The following is a 23,283-nucleotide window of genomic DNA, read 5'->3' on the forward strand; positions in this document are numbered from 1 at the left end:
GAGGAGTTTCTGGATCATCAGTAGGTTGCTCCGTTGATCAGGGTCACAACCCTGTCGAGGTTCTCGTGCAGTTGCTCGATGGTCCCGGTGTTCTCGATGCGGTAGTCGCACAGGTGGGACAGGTCAGCCTGTTCGCTGCTGTGGCTGTTCACCAGCTCAGCGCCGGGACGGACAATTTCGATCAGGGTTCCGCCTTCGCGCAGGACCCACTCCGCTTCGTTGCTGAACCGGACGTCGGTGGCAACCATGCCGGCGCTACCCGGGAACTTCTTCCACTGCTGGTGAGCCAGTAGTACCCACAGGTCCGGGTGGATAAGGTCTCGACCCCAGTCGGTTCCGAGGGTCTGCATCAGCTGCCTGGGGCTCTTGCCCAGCCACTCGATGGGCTGCTCACGGTCGCCGCTGTAGAACAGGTCGCCGAAGACAGGCTCCAGCATTTCCTTCACCGGAAGGGCGAAGGCGTATGGCAGTAGGCGGTACTTGTCGGCCAGGTACGTCGCAGAGGTGTCCTTGCCGACACGGGCGCGGCCAACCAGGCCGATCAGTTTCTTGCTCACTGCGCCACCTCCCATTTCCCTTTGGCGTAACGGATCTTGCCGGCCTTGCGGAGCGCCTGCAGGCGGCGGTCTACGACCCGGAAGGGCTCACCGCCGCCGGCGAGCGGAGCGGCCTCAACAGCTGTGCACACCTGCAGCTCGGTGAACGTCTGCTTTCCAGCACTGATCAGCCCAAGCAGCTTGGCGTCGAACTCAGCGTACTTGCTCATACGACCATCTCCAGGCCCATCTTCAGGTCGGCCTCCAGGTTCATGTTCTCCAGCGCCCAGCGGGCATAGGACTTGGGCAGGTTGCACAGCTTCACGCCCTTGTGCTTGCCGTATGGCATCAGGTCTGAGGTGCGGCCGGCAGGCTTCTCCAGCCACGCCATGAACTCGTCGACCGTCTCGACGTCGGCGAAGGCCATGCACGGCTTGATCAGGTCCAGGGTCATGGTGACGTCGACCATTGCGTCATGGGCGCCCTCGGCGGCCCGGCCGGTGACGGTGAAGTAGGCCTCGCCCAGCTTGGCGCTGGGCAGGTGGCCGGCGTTCTTCATGCGGCGGGTGGCGATGATCAGGTCCAGGGTGGGGCCGACCTGCAGCCCGCAGCGCGCTGCAATCTTGTTGTCGAAGCTGTTGGAGTTGTAGCCAGCCACGGCGCAGATGGCCGACTCGTTGACGACCTTGAACTGCTCGGCCAGGTACTCGTCCCAGATCGGGGCGTTGGCCACGTGCTCGTCGTAGATGCCGTGCACGTTGGAGGCGCCGTCCGGAATCGGCTCGCCGGGGTTGAGCAGCTGCACGTCGCGCTCAAGGATCTGGTAGCCGCCGTCCTCGAACAGGTTGACGAAGCACAGGGCCGCCTGGACGACCCCGCACTTGTTGGGGTTGACGCCGGTAGTCTCGTAGTCGTGGGCGAAGATCAGCATCAGTTGGCCTCCCGCGGGGGTACGCAGGCGGCTGCAGACTCGCCGCCCTTGATTACGACGAGGCAGCTCTGGCCGTCGACCGTGAACACGCTGTGGTAATCGTTGGTGAACGAGCCGTAGATCATCACCGCGGCGTGGATGGAGGTGGCCAGCAGCCAGAAGGCTGCCAGCACGATTAGCGTGTAGCGGCCGATAGCTTTCAGCATTTTGCACCTACCTTGGCGCGGTAGCCTTCCAGCTCCCAGAGCTTGTCCACGGCGCGGCGGCGGGCGGCGACCCGGCCCTTCTCGGCGTCGAAGTCGGCCGGGTCGATGCAGTCGCTGCTGCCGGTAACCGTGACGTTGCCGTGCACGGTCAGGTGGCAGATGGTGTGGGTGCTTCCGGCGAGCACGTAGTACTCCTCGCCGGTGATGATCGACTCGATGTAGTCAGGGGTCAGGCTCATGCTGCTTCTTCCAAGAGTTGCGGGAACAGTTCGTCGAACGGGACTTGCATGTCGGTAGCCCACATTTCGCGGCCCTCCTCGATGCAGCGCTCGACCATTGCGTTGATGGTTTCGGGGGTGTTCTCGGCCCAGCGGCCCAGCTCGTGCACACGCCCCCAGTCAGGGCCGATGCTGATCTCCGGCTGCTGCAGAACGGCGTGCTGTGGCGGGGTGGCGCCCTGCATGATTTCGTGCATGTTGCGGCAGTACTCGACCACGTCGTCCCGGTGCACGAAGGCCACGGTTTCGTCGTAGATCGGCGCGAAGAACACCATGCGCAGGCTGTGCAGCAGGTCACGCTCGACGATGCCGGTCAGGACTATGCGCAGCATCTCTGCGGCGGTGCCCTGGATGGTGGCGTTGGTGCCCTGGCGGTGCTGGCGGCTGACCTTGCCGTGGTCCTTGGAGAAGATGTCCTCGGTGGCGTGGCGCTTGGTGCCGAAGGCAGTCAGCGTGTAGCCGTTCTTCTCCATGAACTGGGCGGTCTCCTGCTGCCACTGCGGGATGCGGGCATAGAGCGCCATGGCACCGTCCAGCAGCTCCTGGGCTTCCGCGATCGGCACGATCAGGTTGCGGGACAGGGTCGAACCGCCGGCACCGTAGGCCAGGCCGAAGTTGACGCCCTTGGCGTTCTTGCGGATGGCGTTGGCCAGCTTGGTCAGCTGGTGGGTTTCGTCGTTGCGGATCTCGTTGAAGGCGCGGAACTCCGACAGCTCCTGCAACCCTGCGCGGGCCTCTGCGCTGTCTGCCGTGGTGGCCTTCATCTTGGCGATGCCGGAGCCGGTAACCGAGTGCAGGTCCTTCTCATCCTGCGGGTCGTAGGCGTCGATCATCACCGGGTCGTGGGACTCGCAAGCGAGCAGGCGCAGCTCCTGGCCGTTGTAGTCGATGGCCACGCAGACCCAGTCCGGGTGCGGCGGGACGAACATCGAGCGCATCACCTTGTCCTTCTTCGACACCTGCAGCACGTTCGGAGCGGAGCCGGTCGGGCGGCGAGTGTCAGTACCTGCGTCGGTGAACGACGGGTGGATCTTGCCGTCCTTGTGGCGCCACAGGGGGTACTTGTCGTGGTACAGGCTGATACGGGTGGTCGCCGACTTGACCTTGAGCAAGGCGTTGAGCGCTTGGTGCTGCCAGGAGCCCTTCTCGATGTCGTTGGCGATGGCGGTCATCACCGCGGTCTCGTCGGTCGACGGGCCGGCGTCCTTGATGCCGAGCTGGATGCGCCCCTTGCCGACGTTCTTGCCCCGCAGGCGAACCGGTACGCCGATCTTGCAGTACAGGAGCTGCTGCATCTGGACCGGACTGCCGACGTTGAGCTCGTCGCCGAAGGTCAGCAGTTTGGGCTGCACACCCGCGGCGCGCTGCACCACGGCACCCAGCTCGTCGAAAGCCTTGCGGGCAACTTCTGCCTGGTGGACGAACTTGTCGCCTTCCTCCTCGGCCTTGGTCTCGAGCTGGCGGACCTTGAGGGCGCCGCGCTCTACTGCGTTGGCCAGGGCGGTCAGGAACTCGATCTGCTCCGGGGTCTTATCGCGGGGCGGCTCGAAGCCGAGCATCCCCTGCTGGCCAAGGTACTCGCCCAGGGCACGGGCGGTGACGCCGGTGACCGGCTGCAGGCCCAGTGGGGCGGTCGCGGTGTTGAGCTGCTTCTCGGTGAGGGCGAACGCCGGCATGACCAGCTCCTCGCGGTACGGCTGGTACTGGCAAGCACGCTCCTGCTTCGTCTTCCACTCGTACAGCTTCTCGCGGGCCTTCTCGCCGGCGTCGGCCTTGCTGAGACCGTCCTTCTCCAGCTTGCGCCGGGTACTCTTGAGGACGAACTCCTGCTCGGCCTCGATGAAGGACTTGCACCCCTCGGTGATGTGGCCGGTGACGTTGGCCTCGAGGATCTGGCGCAGCTCAGCCATACCTTCCTCGACCAGGCGCAGGTCCCGCTCGTGGGTGCGCTTCTGCAGCGCCCAGTTGATGTCCACGCCCTTGATGTAGCTGTGCTGCAGGACCACGGTCGGGTCAACCGCCCAGCGCTGGTAGAACTCCCACTGCTGATCGAGCTGCAGGAGGAGCTTCATCAGATCGTGCAGGTGGCCGGTGACCAGGCCGTCATCGGCGCCGTAGTCGAAGACCTCCTCGAGGGTCAGCTCCGACATGTTGGCCTTGTCGCCGAGGGTCTCCTCGTAGGTGGCCTGGTCGTAGTCCAGGTACAGCTTGGACATGAACTTCAGGCCAGCTTCGACGTTCTCGTTGTAGTAGCGCTGCATCATGCGAGTGTCGTGCACGTTGCGCAGCTCGATGTCGAGGTTGGTCTGAGTGACAACGCCCTCGAAGAAGGCGTTGTGAGCCACCAGGCGGGTCTTGCGGGCCGCGAACTCGAGGACCTCGGCCACCACAGCCTTGTCGACGTTGGCAGCGTCCTTGTGGTCCACCGGGATGTAGATCACGTTCTCCAGGTGCTTGCCGAAGCAGAACGAGGCGCCGGCCAGCTCCTGCGACAGGACGTCGACGAAGTCCTCGCCCTGCGTCGATGCTTTGGCAAACCCGGGCACAGGGTCCTTATTGCTCGACTCGTAGTCGAACGCGCAGATGTCACCGGCGGCGATCTCGGCAAGGATGGCCTGGCGCATCTCGCCCCAGTTCTCCGCGGTGATCGCCAGCTTGGTCGGCACCATGCCGGAGAACTGGCTGTCCCACAGGTCGTCGGCTCCGACTTCCTTGAGCAGGTCGAACAGCTTCTGCGGCTCGGGGATGCGTTTGTGGATGACCGGCTGCACCAGCTTCTTGGCTCGTGGCTTCCAGCACAGCTCGGGGTGGAGGCTGGCCAGGCGCCACATGGTGCGCCACTCGCCGAAGGCGGCGCGGATCTTGATCAGCGTCTTGTCGCCAGTCTGCTCGATGGCGTCGTCCAGAACGGCGGTGTTGCCGGTGTCGACCACGCTGCGGAGCTGCTCGATACCGTCAGCGCCGTACTTTTCCAGCAGCTCTTGGAACTTGGCCGGGCCGATGCCCTTGACGCCGGGGTACTCGTCCGAACTGTCGCCGAGGATCGACTTGGCGATGCTGGTCAGGTGGTATGGGATGCCCTTGTACTCGCCCTCGCCGAAGTGCGCCTCGTTCTTCAGGTAGACGACGGTGGTGTCGTTGCAGAGTTGCAGCAGGTCCTGGTCGACGGTGTAGACGTCCTTCGGGTAGGTGAGCCGCTCGCAGAGCCAGGCGATCACGTCGTCCGCTTCGACGCCCTGCACGCCGATCTGAGTGGCGCCCAGGTTGGCCAGGAACCGCTTGGCCCAGGAGTACAGCTTGTCGACCTGCTCGATCTCTACTGGACTGCGCTCGGCGGCATTGGCGTCACGGCTGGCCTTGTAGCCCGGGAACAGCGTCTTGCGGTAGTCCATGCCCATGTCGTGGGCGACGATCAGGTTGCGGGCGGTGGTGTTGGCCAGGATCGGCTCGATGTAGCGGGTGATGAAGCTCTGCGCTGCGGTCTGCCAGCGGGGGAACTTTCGGCCGGTCTGCTCGCAGAACAGCGGCTCAGGGCAGGTCGCACCGTAGTAGGTGTGCTTGACGACTGCCTTGAAGTCGAGGATCGCGTAGCTGGTGTTGTCCATGTTCTTGTCCTTACTCAGACGGGTTTGTTGATTGCTGTATTTGTGGGTGTTCGGCGCGCTTTTCAGCGATGATTGCCGCTGCCTGGTCCACGCACTGGTCGCAGATGTAGGCCCCGAAGCTGGTGACGAGATACTCGACCTCTCCGGGGTGCGCGCCGGCGCAGAAGCTGCAGTAGCGAGTCTCACTCATACCGCTACCGGAGCTTGGATCTTGCCGCGGTGCTGGTACCCGATCAGCTCGATCATCTCCGGCTTCACGGCCCACAGCTGGACAGACGGCGGGTAATTGAGGCCGACCTCCGGCAGGGGCAGGGGGGCTCGCTTCAGCAGCTCGTCGACCTGCTCAGCGTGGTTGGCGTACAGGTGGCAGTCGCCGCCGGTCCAGACGAATTCGCCGGGCTCGTAGCTCAGGTGGTTGGCCAGCATCAGAGTCAGCAGGGCGTAGCTGGCGATGTTGAAGGGCACGCCCAGGAACACGTCGGCGCTGCGCTGGTAGAGCTGGCAGTTGAGGCGCTTCTTGCCGGTGAGGGGGTTCTGCTGGACGTTGAACTGCACCAGGCAGTGGCACGGGGCCAGAGCCATGCGGCCGACCAGGACATTCTCCTGCGGGCTGTACCGCTCGTTAGGCAGCTCACCCGGCGCCCAGGCGCTGATGATGTGCCGGCGGCTGAACGGGTTGTCGCGCAGGCCTTCGATCAGCTGTTGCAGCTGGTCGACTTCACCTACCGTCCACTCTTGGTCCGACTCGCTGTCGAGGTTCTCGTAGGCGAAGCGGAAGGCCCGCCACTGCGCACCGTAGACCGGTCCAAGGTTGCCTCGGCTGTCGGCCCACTCGTCCCAGATGTGCACGCCGGCGTCGGTCAAGGCATTGATGTTGGTCTCGCCGCGGAGAATCCACAGCAGTTCGTGCACCACGCCCTTGAACCAGGTGTACTTGCTGGTCACCAGCGGGAAGCCGCCGGCCAGGTTGAAGCGCATCTGGTAGCCGAACACCGATCGGGTGCCGGTGCCGGTGCGGTCAGTGGAGTCGTAGCCGTTGTCGCGGATGTGGCGGACAAGGTCGAGGTACTGTTTCATGCAACTTCCTCCTGCTGATCTTCTCGAAGTAGTGCCTGTTCAGCGGCGAACTGCTCGTCGGTCTTCCATTCGCCGCTCGGCTGGTAGTAGCACCAGACGCTGCCGCGCCGGTGCGGATGGTGGTAGCCAGGTCCGTGCCCGTCGCAAGTGCAGGTCATGGCCTTGGTGTTGCGCTCGTTCATCCACTTGTCAGGGCGTAGGTCGGTAGACCCGCACACCCTGCAGTGGGGCTTTCGGTGGTACTCATCGAGGTGCCTGGGCAGCGCCCGGCGGGCGTCGCACTTTCGGCACCGGCAGTGGAATCGCATCGGTCACCTCCAGGTAGAAGAAAGCCGGCCTTTCGGCCGGCTTGGTTGCCCCTCTGTCGCCACTGGCGGGGCTACCAGCTATGCAGGCCACGATCCTCTCCCGGCTGGTCGCTTACGCTGTGGATCTCCGGAGGTAAGGAGCAGCGTTCTCTGGCGCAGCGTGCCACACGCCCGGACGACTACTGCGCCGTCCGAAGTTCGTTGCGAGGTACCCAGTGGTCGTCGATCTTGACCATGCAGCCGACGAACGCCGCGTAGCGGGTGTCGCGCTTGGTCTGGTGGCCGTACCAGCCGCACTGCAGCCAGTTGAGGGACGCGATGGCGAGCCAGATGACGGCGACCACTGCCAGCAAGGCGAGGGCGGTCATCTCGGATTTCTTGAGCTGCTTCACGCCGGGATCTCGATGCCGTAGTCCTTCACGCGCAGGCCGAGAATGTTGGCCACTTCGACGAGAACCTTCAGCTCCGCTTCGTAGACGTCGCCGTCGCTCTCGGCCACGACCAGCATGTTGGTGAACACCTCGTCCGCGTCGAGCGGGCTGTTGGCGATCTCTTTGATCTCGCGCAGGATGTTCATGCGGCCAAGGCGGAAGCCGGCCTCCAGCTGCTCGGTGTACAGCGAGACGGTCTTGGTGATCTCGGCGCCGAAGTGCTCGAGGTTCTTGTTCGCACGGATCTGCTTGTCGATCTGGGACGCTTCGTCGCGGGAGATTTCGCCGTTGGCAGCTGCCACCAGCAGGCAGCCGCCCACGATCGCCTGCATCAGGTCGCGGTTTTCCAGCTTCTTGATCTCGCGCTTGGCGCCGAACAGCTTCTTGCCAAAACCAAACATGTAAATGTTACCTTCTGTAAATGTGGGTGTTAGAAAGGCCGCCCCGGAGGGCGGCCTGGTGCCGCGACTGTTGATCAGCCTTCGTAGCGGCCGGTCACCTGGAAGACCCACGGACGGAACTTCTTGGTGCCTTCGCCGAGCTGCTTGCCGACGATGCAGCGGGTGACCACGTCGCTCAGCAGGGCCTTGTTCATCTTGGTGAACGCCTGGGCGGCAGCGCCGGACAGCTTGGCCTTGGACGCCGGCGGGATGCTCAGCATGACCATCTGGCCCTCGAACTCGTCCTCGCGGTTGACCAGGACGGCCATGGCCTCCAGGTATTCCTTGATGTCGAGCGGGCTGTCAGCGGTGCCGTAGCCGTCCTCCAGCCACTCCTGCTTGATCTCGGCGGCGGAGGAGCCGTCGGTCAGGGTGTCGCCCTTGGAGTCGTAGCTGTAGTAGGCCTTGGCATCCTGGTCGTCGGACTGACGAACCACGAACAGGCGGCGGGTGCTGTGGATCACGCAGTCGAAGCTGTTGCCGATGTCGGCGTCTTCGCTGCCCAGCTTGAAGGTGCCTTCGTGCAGCTTGACACGGTCGAAAGACATGCCGGTCAGGTCCAGGCCCTCGAAGCCGGCGGCTGCCTGCTCCTGGGAGAACTGTGCCATCGCGTTGGTGCGCTGCTCGGTGACGGTCGGAGCGGAAGCCTGCTTGGCTACTGCAACGGCCTGATCGGCGGCGGGTTCATCGACGACTACATCGACCTGGGCGGTTTGAGTCTCGGCAACACCTTCGGCGGTGATGGTGTCGGCGGCGGTTTCAACGACTTGCGGTTTGGCCAGTGCCATGGTGATTTTCCTCTTGGGTATCAGTTAGGGAACAGCATCATTATCAGTGTGGATATCGCTAAACCCATAAATGTGGGTTTAGGGTTGCTTTTATACGGGTCAGAAAGGCCCGTGTCAAGCTCAACGCAGGTACTCGTGCAGAAGGTCTTTCCGGTCACGAATCACCAGGTTGTTCTCTTGCTCGTTCTTGAGCAGGTTCTTGAAGTTGCGGTCGAGCAGAGTGCCCAGGACTCGCATGAAGTAGACGTTCACGATGTTCTGCTGGCCCTTGCGGTCAGCGCGGGCAATCGCCTGCTTGGCGTCCCCCGGCGACGTCGGGCACTCGTAGAACATGATGTGGCTGGCGACCTGCAGGTTGAGCCCGGCGCCGCCGGACTTCCAGTTGATGATCGCCACCCGGCAGGTCGGGTCGTTCTTGAACCGCTCTACCTCTCCGCGGCCCGACGACGACTCGCCGTAGACGACCGCCGGCTGCCAGTGGGCGTACCGCTTGGCCAGGAAGTCGATGGTGCGTTTGTAGTAGGCGAAGATGATCACCTTGTGGTTCGCCGGGTTGATCGAGTCCATGATGGCGTCGGCAGCGGCCGACAGCTCGTTGTCCTGCCCGATCTTGCCGGTGTCGTCGAACTCGTCCGGGCAGCTGATGAGCTGCAGGGCCAGGTGGCGCAGCGCGCTCTGGTTGTCCGGGGCCAGAACCCTGTCGCCGAGCACAGCGAAGCGGTCGTTGATGATCTTCTTGTAGAGCGACAGGTGGGCGCCGGCCAGCCGCACCCGCACCTGCGACACCACTGGGTCAGGCAGGGTCAGCACGTCGCGCTTCTGCACCCGGACAGCGTTCTGGTACAACGCCTTGTGGACCTTCTCGACGTTCTTGTACCCGGTGATCTGGGTGACCTTGACCTCTTTCTTGCCGTTGTTGATCGTGAACTGGCTGGTCAGGCAATGCTGCCGGTAGAACGCTGCCTTGTTGGAGTACGCCTCCGGGTTGGTCAGCCGGATGATGCCGTAGACGTCGTGCAGGTGCGTCGGGATCGGCGTGCCTGTCATCAGGTAGATGGCCACGTCGTCACCCAGCTCGCTGCTCATGTTGGCCACGGACTGCGACAGGATCGACTCGGTGCCACACAGGGCATGGGCCTCGTCGAAGAACAGCACGTTGTAGCCGGCCTTCTTCAAGCGGAACCGGTGCTTGTTGGTCGCGTTGCCGCGGCGGTTGATCGGTCTGCCGTCCTTGGTGAACGGCTGTGCCTTCGGGTCGTAGGGTTCGCCCTTGGCCTTGAAGTACGGCGATCCGTCCTGCCTGAACCACAGGTTCTCGCCTACCTTCTTCATCGGCGAGTTGTCGTTGAGCATCCGGTACACGTCGTAGGACAGGATCAAGATGTCCGGCCAGCCCTCGGCGTCCCACTGGGCCATCATCTTGACCTTCTTGGCCGCCGGCACGTCCAGGTTGTCGATCTTCAGGTGGTGCTCGATGCCTATGAAGAAATCGAGCAGCTCCTGCTGGAACTGGCCGATCAGCTTCGGAGGCATGGTGAACACGACCTTGTTGCCCAGCGCCGCCATCAGGACGGCGTGGGTCTGCGCCGGGAAGGTCTTTCCGGTTCCGGGGTCGCTGGCATCCAGGTAGCGCATCTTCCTGGCGTAGGTCTTCAGCGTTCCGGCCTGGTGAGGCATCGGCCAGTTCGGCAGGCCGATCTGCTGGAACCAGGCTGGGTAGTTGACAACCCCATTGGCCAGCATCAGGTCGCTCAGGTTAGCGTGCATTCGCCTGTCTCCGCTGGGCGCGGTGGTCGTAGTCGTCACGGCAGAACTCGTCGCAGAACCGTTCGCCGGCACCGACCGGCTCGAAGCAGTTGTGACAGCTGCCAACCGCCGGCAGGGCTCGCTGGGACTTGGCCAGGGTCGCCTGGATGGCGGCCTCGGTTGCTTTCAGTTCGTTCTCGGTGGCGTTGTCGAGTACATCTGCGTTTTGCTGGAGCATTTTCTTAAACCTCGGCCGGTTCCGTGCCGTCTTGGAAGTTGGTGAGTGCGAAAGATTTCTTGGCCATCTTGCTCAGGTCGAGGACGAACACGTCGACGCCGGGGCGGTGCGGGTGCACTTCCTTGCGGTCGAAGTACACCTCCCCCTGGAGTAGGCTGGCCATCTGGCGGGCATCCCGAATGACCGGGGTGTCGCCGATGTTGCGGGCATACCGGCAGTAACGCGGCATGCAGCTCTGGAGGACGATCGACAGGAACTTGCCGGCCCTCCAGTAGTGGTCGCCGGGGCGCAGGCAGTCGGAGCGGTCGGAGTCTTCGCCGGCCATCTCATCCATGCTGGCGAGTACCCGGTCCACCTCGGAGATCGACTTCTCGCGCTCCATGTCGACCGAGTGGTCCTGCAGGAACTCCTTCAGCGCCTTGGAGATCATGGCCACGTCGTCGGCGCCTTTGAGACCGCTGTCGTCCAGCGTCTTGGCCAGCATTTCCAGGCCGTACAGGACGACCTGGAAGCTGTAGCGAGGGCGCTCACCGATGGCCTCTGGAACCTCTGCGGCCAAGGCTCGCACGCCGGCTGCTACGTCCTTGGGGCTGGTCGACAGGGCAGTGGTCACCAGTGACTTGGCCAACCGCTGCAGCGCCGGCCGGCGTTCGTAGGCAGCCCTGAAGTGGTCCTTCATGCTGCTGTTGATCAGCGCCTTCGAGCTGAGCTTCACCTCGACGGTACGGTTGCGCAGGGAAGGGACGATCGAGGTCTGCTCGCTGGTGTACACCACCGGGCTGCTGACTCGGTCCTGGCTGACGGCCACACCCTTGCCGCTGGCGATGTGGCCACGAGGCACCGGCGAGCGGTTCCAGGCCGCCTTGAAGATGCCCAGCACCTTCTGAGCCACCTGGTTCGACATGATCGACGGGTTCACTTCCTCGATCAGGCGCGGGACCGTGGTAGAGCTGCTGATGAACTTGATCAGCGGGTAAATGGTGGCCACCTCGACGTTCATAAAGTCGGCCGTGGTGTAGTCGATCCCGTTGAGGTTGCAGAGCAGGAACGCTGTGGACGACTTGCCGGAACCGGCGTTGCCGCTGATGTTGAGCAGCGGGAACTGGGTGAACTCTTGGTGCAGGTGCTCCCGGAAGTGGCAGGCCACCATCCAGCCGACCATGGCTCCTGCCCAGTGCGGCTCGTTGATCCGGCACAGGTGGTAGATGGCTTCCTCGACCTCGGTGTCCCCTTCGTCCGGGTAGTCGCCGGCGATCAGGTTGGTGGAGATGCTGGGGTCGCCGAAGTACTTGAACGGACTCTCCACGCCGTACCTGGCGTAGGAGCCTCGGTACTCGACGTAGTGCGGGGAGACTGCCCCAGACTGCTCCCGGTAGAACATCAGCCCGCACTGTTCGGTACGGATCACTTTGTTGACTCCTTTTTTCAGGACAAGGGCCGTCATGTACTCCTTGAGCACCTGCAGGTCCTTGTCGCTGCCACGGAAGCTGCCGCCGTAGCCGTTCATCAGGGACTGCATGCCCTTGGTGGACTGCCAGACGTCATTCGGGACGCGGATGTTGGTGTGGCTGCCGGTCGGCGTGACGACCGTGCAGAGCATGGCTTCCTCTTGGCCGAGGCGGAGGTAGTCCTCCTCCTTCTCCAGGATGTAGACGATCGACTGCGGGTCGATGTAGCCGGAACTGAGCTGCCTTGCTCCGTTATCAGTCTCCTGGAAGTAGTTGTTGGCCCGGACCACGATCGGTAGCCCTTCGACAGCTACAGAGTCCTCGACCGGCTTGTCGGCTACGTCACCGCGGCAGATGATGCAGTTGCCGCACGGCTTGCCGATCGTTGCGATCAGTGCGCCGGGAGCGAACTTCATCCGGCCGCCGAAGGCGCGGTTTAGCTGGTCGTGGACGTGCTTGCGGCGCTCCTTCTCGGTCGGCCGACTACTGCTGTCGACGTTGACCACGAACGGGGTGACCAGCTCGCTCTCGTACTCGGCCGACTCGTCGCGGTTGTAACGAGCGGCGATGAACGAGGCGAGCTGCATGGCTGCCTGGTTCCAGTTCGACTCGGCGCAGTCGCCTTCGTTGATCAGGATCTCGATGCAGCCAGGAGTTTCCTCAAGAGCGCGCAGTTTCTCCGCCGGGATGGTGGCGGCGCTTTTCATAGCCCGGAGCTTTTTCGATGCGTTCTGCCTGGCGACCTTCATTGCCGACTCGGCCTTCGGGAAAACCAGGCTCTTGGCAGGGGCCTGCTGTGACAGGGGAGGGCGCGGGTCGGCCACCAAGGTGGCGTACAGGTCCGAGTCCATCTCCATCAGCTCGTCGAAGGTCACACCGACCTTGAACGTGCCGGTGTTCGGGCGGGCAACACCCTCGCAGCGCCACATGCGGCCTCGGCCGCAGGAGTAGACGCTGCGGTCAAGGGTGGCCGCCTCGAAGTTCTCTGCAACACCCTGCCAGATCCACGGCAGGAGCTTGGTCGGCGTCTTGATGCCGAACACCTGCGGCGGCACGGTGATGTGCACGCCCTTCTGGCCGGACAGCCAGCAGTGGATGAATGTTTTCGGGATCTCCAGGTGCTTGGTCAGGCGATCCAGCGTCGACCTGACATCGTCGAGTACCTCGTCGAGGTCAGTGCCGTCGAAGTCGAAGTACATCGGCCCGAAGTACTTGACGTGTTCGAGCGGGTCTTCCCCTTGCTCGGCCACGTCCTCCGGGTCCTTGTCGACGGACAGGACGGTGATGAACGCCGGCGCCTGGGGCAGCTCGTGCAGCTGGGACTCTGCATAGAGCTTCCATGCCTCCTTCTTGTTCGGGTTGAACTGCAGGAAGTGGTACATGGCTTCCTCCTCAGTTCATCACGGCGTCGGACAGCCTCTGGATGTAGCAGTGGTCCCCTCGCTGATAGACGGAAATGTCGTCAGCGGTCAGGCCTCGGCGCAGCAGGTTGTTGCGGAACAGGGTTACGTTGTAGACCTTGGGGATGCGGAACTTTCCGCCGACGTAGGTCTTGTTAAAGACGTCCACAATCTCGGCGTAGTCGATCCGGTTATGAGGGGCCGGCGCGGTGCCTTCCACAATTTCGACGGCGGACATTCTTCGTTCTCCTTTCAGTGCAGCGTGCGCCTGGCGTGTTCTGTCGCGGCGCGGCGGCGTTCTTGGTATTCGGGGTTGGCAGGGTCGCTGTCCCAGCCGAGCCATTGCTTCGGCTGGGATCTCCAGGCGGCTCCGATACGGGCTACGTGGTCGGAGAACTCCTGGACTGGATCAGTAGGATTGAGCTCCGCCACCCGCAGGAGGGCGGAGCCCCCTGCGTGGACAAGGGAGCCCAGGACGGACACTGCGTAGCGCAGCTCCTCCTCGTCTGGGGTGCCGCCGCCCTGGACGTCCTCCACGATCTCAGCGAGTGTCCTCACGCCACGAACCTCCGCTTGTTGATCACCAGCTCCTCGCTGGGGCGGCTGAAGGCCACGTAAATCAGGCTCTGCCGCTCGGTGCGGATGTTGTTGGCCAGGATGTCGTTGAGGTCGACGAACGCACGGCGGTAGGTGCTCCCCTGACTACGGTGTACGGTCAGGCAGTAGCAGTAGCGGATGTTGGAGAACAGGTCCTTGAAGCGGTGGTACATGGCCCAGTAGCCGCGGGCCTCGGCCGGGAACTTCTTGGCCAGGCCGGCAAGTTCGTTGAGGCGGCCCCAGTAGCGGTCAAGCTCCTGGTCGTGGATGACGTGGGTGATCACCTGCCTGATCTCGGCGTGGATCGGGTTCAAGACCAGCATGTGGGTCTTGTACAGCTCGCCAGTCTCCTCGTCCTCGACGGTGCCCTCGCTGACCTGCTTGACGATGCACTCCTCGTCGGTGCTGAGCAGTGCGACGTCACCACTGCGGATCGGCCCACCCGTCACGACACGCTCGCCGACCTCGAACCGGGCTGCGTCCTTCCCGAAAATCTTGCGGCGGATGGCATTGTTGATCTCGTCCACCCGGCTGTTGCGCCAGGCCAGTACACGCTGCTGGTCCAGGTCGGTGTCAGCGTCAAACTGGCTGACGACGTACTTCAGGAAGTTGGCGGCGAGCACCACCTCTACGCCCTGTCCGTACTCGTCGGGCGCCATGAATCGGGTGCCGTTCCTGATGGCTTCGCGGAGCGGGGCGTTGAGGGTGAGGATGCCGCTGTCGCCGGCCTGGCGTTCGACCTTGGTCAGGCGGACCTTGTCGAACACCTCGAAGGCGCGGGACTTCTGTTCCTTCACCGGCGGCAGCTGCATGTCGTCGCCCATGAACAGGATCTTGACCTCGTGCTCCTCGGACTGCGGGAGCAGGTGGTCGAACAGGGCGCGCTGGCTGAGCATCGAGGCCTCGTCGACCACGATGACGTCGAACAGCATCAGGACGCCCTTGCCGGACTTGACCGCGATCTTGTTCTCCTCGTTGGGCAGCATGGCCAGGCCCAGCGCACTGTGCAGGGTCTGGAAGGCCACGTCGTTCATGCTCAGGCCGAAGGATCGGGCCGACTTCTCGAGCTGCTTGACCGCCTTGTTGGTCGGCGCCGTCATCAGCACCTTCAGGCCGGCGTCGAGCAGACGCTGCACGGCAGCCATGACGCTGGTGGTCTTGCCCGTTCCACCCTCGCCGAGGATGGTGAGTCCGGGGAGGTTCTTCTCGAGGAAGCCGTCAACTACAGAGTCGACGGCGAACTGCTGATCGCTATTGAGTTTCATGGAATGCCCTTCTGTGGCGTGTGATGTTATTGGTTTATATAAATGTGGGTTGCGATGCTAAGGCCGACCGGCCTGATAGTCAACGCAGGCCGGTCAGACGAGACGCAGGTCGGGTTTTTGCTGTTTGCGGCGGGCGCCGTTCTTGCGGGAGGAGACGGCGGCACAGAGAGATGCTACCGGTTGGCTTCCATTGCGGATAGCCTCCATCATCACCTCGCCCAGGGACAGCCCGAACCTGGCAGCGGTGTTGATCATCACGGACAGGTGTACATGCCCGATTCTTTCGAGAGTTTCGGTGGTGACGACAGTGCGGGCAGAGGCCATGTGCCGGCGGATGCCTTCTCGCAAGGCCGGCGGGTCGGTTTCGATGCCGGCCTGGACGCTGAAGTCCATCGTGTACCGGTAAACCTTGTCGTCGATGTCGAGCACGGTGGCCTCCTATCCGAATAGCGATACCACGTTGGTAGGCTGTTGTTCAGGCGCTTTCCGCATCGGCGTTCCGAGCGGGTTGACGATGGCCACGGCCATCCAGTCGAGGAGATTTTCGCGGTCAACGCCGGCAGTGATGTGCTTGCACCACTGGATGTAGAGGACGCGGACTACGTGCTCAGGTTGCGCCTTGAGCAGCCGGGGGTGGACAGAAAGTCCGAGGTCTTCGATGAACCGGCGGAGGGTTGTCTCGCGCTGCTCAGGTGTTCCACTATCGCCGGCTGCCTGCGACATGATGCGCAGGCGTGGCAGCAGTTCTTCCATCAGGACTCCTTGCTCCCGGGCACAGGGGTCATGTACTTCGGGAAGGTGTAGTTGATGATTCCGTCAAGGAGAAGGTCCCGCACGGTGGTGTTGTGAGCAGCTGCGATCATCTTCAGCTGCTGGTGCACTCCGGCGGGAAGGTCGATGCTGAACTTCTTCTTCTGGGTAGAGAGGAGCTCAGCAGCTCGGACGGATACAGCATGGTTCGACGCGGTCAGAGCTACCATTTCGATACCCCATCAGTGGTGGAAGTATTCAGATGGTAGTCATGTAGTACAACAACCGTCAATATGCAGTTATTTATTTACTCAAGTGTGGGACTAAGCCCACACTTCGGGTATTTCGGTTACAACCTCGTCGCGGCCCATTCTTGACAGCTTCACCCGGCGCTCCACCGGGACTACCAGGTTCTTGGTGCTTCCCTCGGTAACAGGGGCGGCTTTCGACCATGCTGCGGCCTCTGCTAGTAGCCGGCTCGAGCGGCCCTCCAGGGTGTCGAGGTCGGCGCCGTCGATAGCCTGCAAGAGCGAGGGGGAGGGGGAGAATTTGCCGGCGTTCTTGGCCACGGTGATGATGCGGACTCCCGGCTTGTCGCCGTCTACTCCGGCTGGGCCGATCACCTCGACGTCCGACTCCTTCGCGTTTAGGTAATAGACGCGCTTCTGGTTCGGAGGCGTCGCCTCCAGGAAGTAGGGGAGTACCCGACTGACAGCTTGGTCAGGGGTGATGCCGTCGATGTAGAGCAGCTCCACCTCCGGCCTGCTGAATGGGGTGCCAACCGGGCCGGCGGTGTACAAGGCCTCGATCTGCTTTCTGACGCGGGACAGGGTTTCTCTGTCCTGCTCGGTCCACTGGCACAGCTCACGGCGGCCGTGCTTGTGCAGGCAGAGGTAGTAGCCCTCCCGAGGCAGGGATAGGGCGACCATGTGGTATCGCATAGGATCTCCTTGCATAGAAAAAGCCCGACTTGTACAGTGGTCGGGCTAAATCCTTCTGTGTTCGCCCCGCAATCGCGGGGCTTCTTTTTGTCCGGAGATCAGACTGCGATAACTGTCGCCAATGGTCAAGCTTCTCCGCACACCTCCGAGGCCACTGTCAACAGCCGGATGACGCCCGGTCGAAGGCTGTACAGGCGCTTGTTCTCTTTGCACTCGACCTCCACGGCGCCGGCCTCCTTGAGGATCAGCAGGTGGCGGGAGGTGTTCGACTGCGAGATTCCGATGCGCTCGGTGACCTCGTTGACGCTGAGGCGGCCGGCGGAGTGGAGAGTGTTGATGATCTGGAGGCGGACAGGATTGCCCAGGCCGTTGAACAGGTTGGCGCTCATTCGGTGTGGTTCCATTTTGCTACTGCTTCTGATGTGGCAATGCTAAGCGGTTGATTCGGGTAAGTAAATAGGGGTTTAGGGGTATGTGGGTCTATTCGCGGAAGTCTGCCGCTAAGGGTAGAATCAAGGGTAGGAGGGGCGCTGGAACCGGGTACATTGCGATTCGTGTACAAACCAGCGTACAAGCATCCTGCTGCCGACCCCTCTAATCTCCCATAACTCCAGCAAAATCAGGCTCTTTGTGTGTGTGGCGCATCGTCGAGTACATCAACGACCTGCACCAGGCCATCGACAGGCAGAGCCGCGCGGAGGTCGGCGAGGTGCTGGAGCAGCTGGTCGAGTACACCATGTCGCACTTCGCCTTCGAGGAGGACCTGCAGGAGCAGGCCGGCTATCCCTTCCATCATGCCCACAAGAAGGTCCACGAGCTGTTCTGCCGCAAAATCGAGGACTTCCAGTACCGCTTCGAACTGGGCGAGGATGTCTCCCGCCACCTGCTCACCACCCTGCGCGCCTGGCTGATCAACCACATCAAGCGCGACGACGCCGACTACGCCGAGACCGTCAAGGTCGCCCTGGCGGCGTCGCTCAAGCCGCGGCCGAAGAGCTTCTTCGCCCGGCTGTTCGGCTGAGCTGCGCGGGGACGGGTGGCGACATCCGTCCCTGTCGGGGAGCGACCGCCCCTCTGCCTGCGCGCGGCGGCGGGCGAGCTGCTGCCCCGGCTGCTGGCGCAGGCCTTCGCGACGCCGCCGTCGGACGGCCCGGCGCTCAGTCCTCCTCGTTGAGGTCGAGATAGTCCAGCACGAACGCGATGATCTTCTCGTCGCCGGCGGGCAGGTCGGCCGACACATAGGGCAGATCCTGCCAGTCGTCCTCCTTGGCATAGGGGCGCCAGCTGACGTCGGCGTTGGCACGCACGGTGTTGTAGCTGACCACGATGCGGCCATCGGTGATCTGCTCCCATTCGTCCTGCGCCTCGCCGGTGTGACTCCGGGCCTGCTTGAGCGTACGGATAGTCATGGTCCTGCTTCCTCCTCGGGCGGTGCATCGGCGTAGCTACAACCTTAGGCCAGATTGGCCACGCTGCGGGCCGGCATCCCTCCGCCTGACAGCTGGTCTACGCTGACAACACCCGCACGCGGCCACCGCGGAGCCCGGCATGTCGGCGACCACTCCCCGCATCGCGGTGCTGGCGGCGCCCGGTGCCCGGGAGCAGCCCTATCCGCAGCTTCACGTCTTCCATGATCTCGGCGCGCTGCTGGCCGCCGGTCCGTGGGACGTCCTGCTGCTCGACCAGCCCGGCGCGCAGGCCGGGCAGGCGCTGCAGCAGCTGCGCCGCGCCGAGGGCTGCCGCTTCCTGCCGATCTACTGCTGCCGCGACCAGGACGACTGGTGCCTGGCGCTGGGCGACGGCACGCCACCGGCGCAGGCCGACGCCCTGGTCGCCCAGTGGCGGCTGTGGCGCGGCCGTTTCGCGCTGTTCAACCGTGGCGTGGCGCCCGAGCGCTTCGACAGCCGGGTGCTGGCCTGGCTGTGGCTGCGCGCGGCCGGCGAGGTCCGCGCCCTGCGCGACACCGCGGTGGCCCGGCACTACCGCTACCCGCTGCTGGAGGTGCTGGCCGAGGAGGAGACGGTCAACGACTTCGTCTGGCTGCAGCTGATGGCCCAGCAGGGCTGGCTGCAGGCCGGCGAGCTGGTCGACCGGCTGCGACTGTGCAACCGCTGCGGTTCGGGGCGTCTCAACTACGTCGACGTCTGTCCCGAGTGCGGCGATCTCGACATCGCCCGCCAGCCGTCGCTGCACTGCTTCACCTGCGGGCACGTGGGTCCGCAGGAGCTGTTCGTCAGGGAGGGGCTGCTGCTGTGCCCGAACTGCCTGACCCGCCTGCGCCACATCGGCAGCGACTACGACCGGCCGCTGGAGAACTACGGCTGTCGCCACTGCCAGGCGTTCTTCGTCGATGCGCGGATCGAGGCGCGCTGCCTGGATTGCGGCCAGGTGCAGGCGCCGGAGCGCCTGCGGGTGCGCGAGGTGCGCCACTACCGGCTGACCGACGCCGGCCGGCTGCACTGCCGCCAGGGCCTGGGCGAGGCCGGGCGGACGGAGCTGACCCTGCTGCGCCTCAACCTGCGCGGCGGCCGCGAGTTCGCCGAGCTGCTGAGCTGGCAGATCGAGCTGGTGCGGCGCTACGGCGGGCCGCCGTTCTCGGTGCTGGGCATGCGCCTGCACAACCTGCGCACGCTGGGCGAGTTGCGCGCCCATGCGCTGATCGACGGTCTGCTCGAGCGCCTGCTGGAGATGGTGCGCGAGACCGACCGCTGTACGCGCGCCAGCGAGGAGCTGTTCTGGATGCTGCTGCCGCACACCGATGCCGCCGGGCTGGCCAGCCTGCGCCAGCGGCTGACCCGCCCCAGCGGCCTGCTCGGCGACGCCGCGGCCCACGGCATCGCGCTGAGCACGGTGGGTTTCAGCGCGCCGCAGGACCTGCTCGAGCAGGAGGACGGCCCCCTGCTGCTGGCGCGCCTGGCCGGCGAGCTGGAGTGAGCGATGGAGGCGCTGGCGAGCCTGCTGGCCGAGCTGGGTCGCGAGGGAGGGCTGTTCGCCCTGCTGCCGGCCTTCCTGCTGTTCGAGGTGCCGCTGAACCTGCTGGTGGTGCTCGGCGTGCTGCGCTGGTTCGTCCGCCGGGGCGAGCGGCAGCCCCTGGTCACGCCCTACCGGCCCGTGGTGTCGTGCATCGTCACCTGCTACAGCGAGGGGGCGGACGTGGCCAGGACCCTGCAGAGCCTCTGCGAGCAGGTCTATCCGGGGGAGATCGAGCTGATCCCGGTGGTCGACGGCGCCGCGGTCAACCGCGACACGCTGCAGGCGATCCGCAGTTTCCGCGTCGATCCCGGGCGCTATCCGCGCCGCCACCTGCGGCCGATCGCCAAGTGGCAGCGCGGCGGCCGGGTCTCCTCGCTGAATGCCGGGCTGGCCTACTGCCACGGCGAGATCGTCATGGCGCTGGACGGCGACACTTCCTTCGACAACGACATGGTGGCGGCCATGGTGCGCCACTTCGTCGACCCCCGGGTGCCGGCGGTGGCCGGCAGCCTGCGGGTGCGCAATCCGTTCGCCTCCTGGGTGACGGCGCTGCAGGCGCTGGAGTACCTGCTGTCCATCCACCTGGCCAAGATCGGCCTCGGCGAATGGAACCTGGTGAACAACATCTCCGGCGCGTTCGGCGCCTTCCGCCGCAGCTTCCTCGACAAGATCGGCGGCTGGGATACCCACACCGCCGAGGATCTGGACATCACCCTGCGCATCAAGAGCTATTTCGGCCGCGCGCCGCTGCGCATTCCCTTCGAGCCGGCCGCGATCGGCCACACCGACGTGCCGGTCGGCCTCGGCCAGCTGCTGCGCCAGCGCCTGCGCTGGGACGGCGACCTGTACTTCCTGTACATCCGCAAGCACCGCCACAGCCTGGCGCCGCACCAGCTCGGCTGGCCGAACTTCCTGGTCACCCTGTTCACCGGCCTGTTCTTCCAGCTGGTGCTGCCCTTCATCATCCTCGGCTACTGCCTGATCGGTCCGCTGCTGCTGCCCTGGCCGCGCCTGCTGCTGCTCGGGGCGCTGATCTACCTGGTCTATCTGGGCGTCACCCTGCTGCTCTACGCCGTCCTGCTGCTGGCGGTCTCCGAACGGCTGCGCGAGGACCTCCGGCTGGCCCCGCTGGTCCTGCTGTTCCCGCCGTGCATGCTGTTCATGCGTTGCTGGAGCGCGGTGGCCATACTCAACGAGATGCTGCGCCGCGGTCACGAGGAGAGCGGCATGGCGCCCTGGTGGGTGCTGAAGAGGGGCAAGAGGTTCTGAATGGCACGAATACCGCTGCTGCCGCTGGCGCTGTGCCTGTCCGCTTCGCTGCAGGCCGCGCCGCTGGCGCTGGACGAGCTGCTGAACGGCTTGCCGCCTGCGCCCGCCGAGCGCCAGCTCGTCGCCGAGCTGGCGGCGCAGGCGGCCGTCGTCGAGCAGCGCCGGGCCGAGGCCGGCTGGCAGCTGTTCGGCGCGGCCAGCGCCGGCCGCTACCATGAACTGAACGACAGCGAGCGGCGCGACGACTATCACGGGCGCAACCTGGCCATCGGCGTGCGTCATCCGCTGCTCGGCAGCCTGCACCGCCGGCTGGCGCAGGTGCAGTCCGGCCTGGACGAGCAGGAGCGCCAGCGTCTGCGCCTGGCCCTGCTGCGCGCCGGGCAGCGCCTGCAGGTGCGCAGCGCCTATGCCGACTGGTGGCGGGCGCAGGAGGAGCAGCGTCTGTGCCATGCGCTGGCGGACGCCGCGACGGCGGCGCAGGACGCCCTGCAGGCGCGCCGCCAGGCCGGCTGGATGCTGCCGGCCGAAGCCGACGCGCTGCGCAGCCGCTGGCGCGTCCTGCAACGGCGCTGCGCCGCGGCGGACGCCGCCCGGATGCAGGCGCTCGACTGGCTGGGCGTGCTGGACGGGCGCGCGCTCGCGCCGGCGAGCACGGCGCAGGCCGAGTCGCTGGCCAGCCGGCCGCAGCCCCTGGCGGCCTGGCTCGAGGGGCTCGAGCGCCATCCGCAGCTGGCCGAGCGGCACAGCCGGCTGGCCGAAGCGGGACGCCAGCGCGAGCTGCCCTGGTATGCGCTGCTGGAGTCGAGCGTCAGCCTGAGCCGCGATTTCGAGCGGCGCAGCGGCACCCGGCAGTCCGGCGGCGACTGGGTCGCCAGCCTGGACGTGTCCGCGCCCCTGGACCTGCTCGGCTACGGCAATGCCCGGCAGCGCGAGGGCGAGGCGCGCTACCGGGCCGCCGAGGCGGCGCTGGAGGCCGAGCGCCATGACTTGCGCCGCAGCCTGGCGCAGGCCCTGCGCAGCCATCGGCTGGCGCTGGAGGCGCTGCAGTGGCAGGGCGAGCAACGGGAGGTCGCCCGCCGCCGTACGGTCGAGCGGCGCTTGCGCGACGCTCTGGAGGGCGAGGCCGGCATGGCGCGCCGCCAGGAAGCCGAGCTGGAGCTGCACGAGGCCAGCCTGCAACAGGTCGCGGCCTGGCACGGGCTGTGGCTGGCCGAGGCGGAGTTGCGTCTGTTCGCCGACGATGCCGCCGCCGCGCCGCTGCTCGGCACTGCCCGCGAGCACTGGGCGCAGGCCGTGGAGGAGGGCGCCGACTGGCGCCAGGGCGTGTACGTCTGGGACAGCCGCGCGCTGCTCGATCGCCAGCGCCGGCCCGCCGAGCTGCGCGCCCTGCGCGAGGCCGGCATGCAGCGCCTGTACCTGGGGTTGAGCGCGGCGCAGGTCGCACGCCTGGACGCGCTCGAAGGCGAGCTGCGGGCGCTGCTGGCAGAGGCGCGCGCCGCCGGCCTGGAGCCGCTGCTGCTGCTCGGCGAACCGGACTGGCTGCGCAGCGGGCAGCGCAGCGAACTGGGGCTGCTGCTGGCGCGCCTGGCCGGGCTGCCCTTCGCCGGTCTGCATCTGGATCTGGAGGTGGAGCAGCTCGGCTGGCCGGTGCCCGGCCAGCGCCTGCAGGACTGGCTGGATACCCTGGCGCTGGCGGTGCGCAGCAGTCCCTGGCCGGTGGAGCTGTCCAGCCACCACCGCTGGTTCGCCGCCGACCCCGGCACGCCTTGCGTGCCCTGTGCGCTGCCGGGGCTGGGCGTCCGCCAGGTCAGCCTGATGATCTACACCGCCGACACCGGGCGCAGCGCCGCCCTGGCGGAAGATATCGCCCGGCGCTGGCCGGCGCTGCGCTTTCGTCTGGCGCAGAGCGTCGAGCCGCAGCTGCCGGCGAGCGAAAGCCTGGCCGGGCGCAGCCGCGGCGAGCTGCAGGAGCAGGTCCGCCGCTGGCAGACGCGGCTGCAGGGCACGGCGCTGGGCGGCGTCGACTGGCAGGCCTGGCCACACTATCCCCGTTGAG

General features: G+C 65.2%; 27 protein-coding genes. 4 read left to right on the forward strand and 23 right to left on the reverse strand.

Annotated features, from left to right (window positions below):
* Window positions 1–17 precede the first annotated feature (17 nt).
* The 22 genes from RA210_RS09545 to RA210_RS09650 all read right to left on the reverse strand — a co-directional run bounded on the left by RA210_RS09545 (window position 18) and on the right by RA210_RS09650 (window position 17,374).
* Window positions 18–557, reverse strand: coding sequence for a deoxynucleotide monophosphate kinase family protein (locus tag RA210_RS09545; RefSeq protein WP_201486267.1), 540 nt, complete (start codon window positions 555–557; stop codon window positions 18–20).
* Window positions 554–766 carry a hypothetical protein gene (locus tag RA210_RS09550; RefSeq protein WP_201486268.1) on the reverse strand — a complete coding sequence of 71 codons (213 nt, stop codon included), beginning with the start codon at window positions 764–766 and terminating at the stop codon, window positions 554–556. Before RA210_RS09550 ends, RA210_RS09545 begins: the two co-directional genes overlap by 4 nt.
* Complete coding sequence (locus tag RA210_RS09555; RefSeq protein WP_201486269.1) at window positions 763–1,467, reverse strand: 3'-5' exonuclease; 705 nt, start codon at window positions 1,465–1,467, stop codon at window positions 763–765. The genes RA210_RS09550 and RA210_RS09555 overlap by 4 nt, the downstream gene beginning before the upstream one ends.
* Window positions 1,467–1,673, reverse strand: a complete 207-nt coding sequence (locus RA210_RS09560) for a hypothetical protein (protein WP_201486270.1) — start codon at window positions 1,671–1,673, stop codon at window positions 1,467–1,469. The genes RA210_RS09555 and RA210_RS09560 overlap by 1 nt, the downstream gene beginning before the upstream one ends.
* Entirely contained in the window at window positions 1,667–1,912 is a 246-nt protein-coding gene (locus tag RA210_RS09565) for a Gp49 family protein (RefSeq protein ID WP_201486271.1), read from the reverse strand. The genes RA210_RS09560 and RA210_RS09565 overlap by 7 nt, the downstream gene beginning before the upstream one ends.
* Window positions 1,909–5,556 (reverse strand): DNA polymerase, encoded by a 3,648-nt coding sequence (locus RA210_RS09570; protein ID WP_201486272.1) that lies wholly within the window; start codon window positions 5,554–5,556, stop codon window positions 1,909–1,911. The genes RA210_RS09565 and RA210_RS09570 overlap by 4 nt, the downstream gene beginning before the upstream one ends.
* A 10-nt stretch (window positions 5,557–5,566) precedes the next feature.
* Window positions 5,567–5,746 carry a ClpX C4-type zinc finger protein gene (locus RA210_RS22195; RefSeq protein ID WP_201486273.1) on the reverse strand — a complete coding sequence of 60 codons (180 nt, stop codon included), beginning with the start codon at window positions 5,744–5,746 and terminating at the stop codon, window positions 5,567–5,569.
* Complete coding sequence (locus RA210_RS09580) at window positions 5,743–6,633, reverse strand: thymidylate synthase (protein ID WP_201486274.1); 891 nt, start codon at window positions 6,631–6,633, stop codon at window positions 5,743–5,745. The genes RA210_RS22195 and RA210_RS09580 overlap by 4 nt, the downstream gene beginning before the upstream one ends.
* Window positions 6,630–6,815 (reverse strand): hypothetical protein, encoded by a 186-nt coding sequence (locus tag RA210_RS09585; RefSeq protein WP_201486275.1) that lies wholly within the window; start codon window positions 6,813–6,815, stop codon window positions 6,630–6,632. Before RA210_RS09585 ends, RA210_RS09580 begins: the two co-directional genes overlap by 4 nt.
* A 305-nt stretch (window positions 6,816–7,120) precedes the next feature.
* On the reverse strand, window positions 7,121–7,333 hold the full coding sequence (locus tag RA210_RS09590) for a hypothetical protein (RefSeq protein ID WP_236574692.1): 213 nt from the start codon (window positions 7,331–7,333) through the stop codon (window positions 7,121–7,123).
* Window positions 7,330–7,773, reverse strand: a complete 444-nt coding sequence (locus tag RA210_RS09595; protein ID WP_201486276.1) for a tellurite resistance TerB family protein — start codon at window positions 7,771–7,773, stop codon at window positions 7,330–7,332. The genes RA210_RS09590 and RA210_RS09595 overlap by 4 nt, the downstream gene beginning before the upstream one ends.
* A gap of 74 nt (window positions 7,774–7,847) precedes the next feature.
* Entirely contained in the window at window positions 7,848–8,600 is a 753-nt protein-coding gene (locus RA210_RS09600) for a hypothetical protein (protein WP_201486277.1), read from the reverse strand.
* A gap of 120 nt (window positions 8,601–8,720) precedes the next feature.
* A complete protein-coding gene (locus RA210_RS09605) occupies window positions 8,721–10,367 on the reverse strand; it encodes an SNF2-related protein (RefSeq protein WP_201486278.1) in 1,647 nt (548 codons plus the stop codon).
* Window positions 10,357–10,584: a DUF2116 family Zn-ribbon domain-containing protein gene (locus RA210_RS09610; RefSeq protein WP_201486279.1), complete on the reverse strand. Its 228-nt coding sequence runs from the start codon at window positions 10,582–10,584 to the stop codon at window positions 10,357–10,359. The genes RA210_RS09605 and RA210_RS09610 overlap by 11 nt, the downstream gene beginning before the upstream one ends.
* 4 nt (window positions 10,585–10,588) lie before the next feature.
* Window positions 10,589–13,414 carry a hypothetical protein gene (locus RA210_RS09615; RefSeq protein WP_201486280.1) on the reverse strand — a complete coding sequence of 942 codons (2,826 nt, stop codon included), beginning with the start codon at window positions 13,412–13,414 and terminating at the stop codon, window positions 10,589–10,591.
* A gap of 10 nt (window positions 13,415–13,424) precedes the next feature.
* Entirely contained in the window at window positions 13,425–13,670 is a 246-nt protein-coding gene (locus RA210_RS09620) for a hypothetical protein (RefSeq protein WP_201486281.1), read from the reverse strand.
* A gap of 316 nt (window positions 13,671–13,986) precedes the next feature.
* The gene (locus RA210_RS09625) at window positions 13,987–15,294 is read right to left on the reverse strand and encodes an ATP-dependent DNA helicase (protein ID WP_201486282.1); all 1,308 of its coding nucleotides are present in this window, start codon (window positions 15,292–15,294) and stop codon (window positions 13,987–13,989) included.
* 93 nt (window positions 15,295–15,387) lie between these two features.
* Window positions 15,388–15,723: a hypothetical protein gene (locus RA210_RS09630; protein ID WP_201486283.1), complete on the reverse strand. Its 336-nt coding sequence runs from the start codon at window positions 15,721–15,723 to the stop codon at window positions 15,388–15,390.
* Between the two features lie 9 nt (window positions 15,724–15,732).
* Window positions 15,733–16,047 carry a hypothetical protein gene (locus tag RA210_RS09635; RefSeq protein ID WP_201486284.1) on the reverse strand — a complete coding sequence of 105 codons (315 nt, stop codon included), beginning with the start codon at window positions 16,045–16,047 and terminating at the stop codon, window positions 15,733–15,735.
* A complete protein-coding gene (locus RA210_RS09640) occupies window positions 16,047–16,274 on the reverse strand; it encodes a hypothetical protein (RefSeq protein WP_201486285.1) in 228 nt (75 codons plus the stop codon). The genes RA210_RS09635 and RA210_RS09640 overlap by 1 nt, the downstream gene beginning before the upstream one ends.
* Before the next feature lie 93 nt (window positions 16,275–16,367).
* The gene (locus RA210_RS09645; protein ID WP_201486286.1) at window positions 16,368–16,985 is read right to left on the reverse strand and encodes a hypothetical protein; all 618 of its coding nucleotides are present in this window, start codon (window positions 16,983–16,985) and stop codon (window positions 16,368–16,370) included.
* 125 nt (window positions 16,986–17,110) lie between these two features.
* Window positions 17,111–17,374 carry an ArsR/SmtB family transcription factor gene (locus RA210_RS09650; protein ID WP_201486287.1) on the reverse strand — a complete coding sequence of 88 codons (264 nt, stop codon included), beginning with the start codon at window positions 17,372–17,374 and terminating at the stop codon, window positions 17,111–17,113.
* 245 nt (window positions 17,375–17,619) lie between these two features.
* Between RA210_RS09650 and RA210_RS09655 the strand changes: the two genes are divergently transcribed.
* On the forward strand, window positions 17,620–18,006 hold the full coding sequence (locus tag RA210_RS09655) for a bacteriohemerythrin (RefSeq protein WP_201486288.1): 387 nt from the start codon (window positions 17,620–17,622) through the stop codon (window positions 18,004–18,006).
* Window positions 18,007–18,142: 136 nt separating this feature from the next.
* On the opposite strand, the gene RA210_RS09660 is transcribed toward RA210_RS09655, so the two are convergent.
* Window positions 18,143–18,394 (reverse strand): hypothetical protein, encoded by a 252-nt coding sequence (locus tag RA210_RS09660; RefSeq protein ID WP_201486289.1) that lies wholly within the window; start codon window positions 18,392–18,394, stop codon window positions 18,143–18,145.
* Between the two features lie 139 nt (window positions 18,395–18,533).
* Here RA210_RS09660 and RA210_RS09665 point away from each other — a divergent pair, with 139 nt between their 5' ends.
* Genes RA210_RS09665 through RA210_RS09675 form a run of 3 tightly spaced genes read left to right on the forward strand, consistent with a single transcriptional unit; the run spans window position 18,534 to window position 23,282 of the window.
* Window positions 18,534–19,919, forward strand: a complete 1,386-nt coding sequence (locus RA210_RS09665) for a diguanylate cyclase (protein WP_201486290.1) — start codon at window positions 18,534–18,536, stop codon at window positions 19,917–19,919.
* 3 nt (window positions 19,920–19,922) lie between these two features.
* Complete coding sequence (locus tag RA210_RS09670) at window positions 19,923–21,227, forward strand: glycosyltransferase family 2 protein (protein WP_201486291.1); 1,305 nt, start codon at window positions 19,923–19,925, stop codon at window positions 21,225–21,227.
* Complete coding sequence (locus RA210_RS09675) at window positions 21,228–23,282, forward strand: TolC family protein (RefSeq protein WP_201486292.1); 2,055 nt, start codon at window positions 21,228–21,230, stop codon at window positions 23,280–23,282.
* Window position 23,283: the final 1 nt, after the last annotated feature.

This window comes from Pseudomonas sp. OF001 (assembly GCF_904426495.1).
Classification (GTDB): Bacteria; Pseudomonadota; Gammaproteobacteria; order Pseudomonadales; family Pseudomonadaceae; genus Geopseudomonas.